The organism is Mesorhizobium sp. M6A.T.Ce.TU.002.03.1.1, assembly GCF_003997275.1.
Classification (GTDB): domain Bacteria; phylum Pseudomonadota; class Alphaproteobacteria; order Rhizobiales; family Rhizobiaceae; genus Mesorhizobium; species Mesorhizobium mediterraneum.
In genome coordinates this window covers 1-384 of the sequence record NZ_RZTI01000318.1, presented here as the reverse complement: position 1 = coordinate 384, position 384 = coordinate 1, and the positions used below count along the sequence as shown (strand labels likewise).

Genomic DNA, 384 nt, shown 5'->3' with positions numbered 1-384 from the left:
CTGTTGTAGGGCCGCTTGTCTTTGGCGAAGCGCACGTCGCGATTGATCCGGAACAGCGACTTCTTGCGATCGCCGCGCAGGCCGAGTCCGGCCTCCGCGAAACGCTCGGTCAGCGTGTCGACCAGATCACTGAGCGGATCACGCAGCTCCTTTTCGAACAGGTCGCGGTTTTCTAAAAACCACTCTCGGCTCTGGTGGAAATCCAGCGCCTTCAGGAACGGAATGGCTTTCGGGCCGAAACCCTTGAATGCGCCTTCCATCAGGCCTTGCCGATCCGTACCAGCCAGCCATCCTCGTCGATCACCTCGATGCCGAGTTCGCTGGCAAGCTTGAGCTTGGAGCCGGCACCCGGCCCGGCGACCACCAGATCCGTCTTTGCCGAAA

1 protein-coding gene is annotated in these 384 nt (G+C 60.9%); it reads right to left on the bottom strand.

Annotation, left to right across the window (positions count from 1 at the left end):
• Window positions 1-260, bottom strand: a 260-nt coding sequence (locus tag EOC93_RS33735; protein ID WP_127206767.1) for a TIGR02453 family protein, incomplete at its 3' end; no start/stop codon positions are given.
• Window positions 261-384 lie beyond the last annotated feature (124 nt).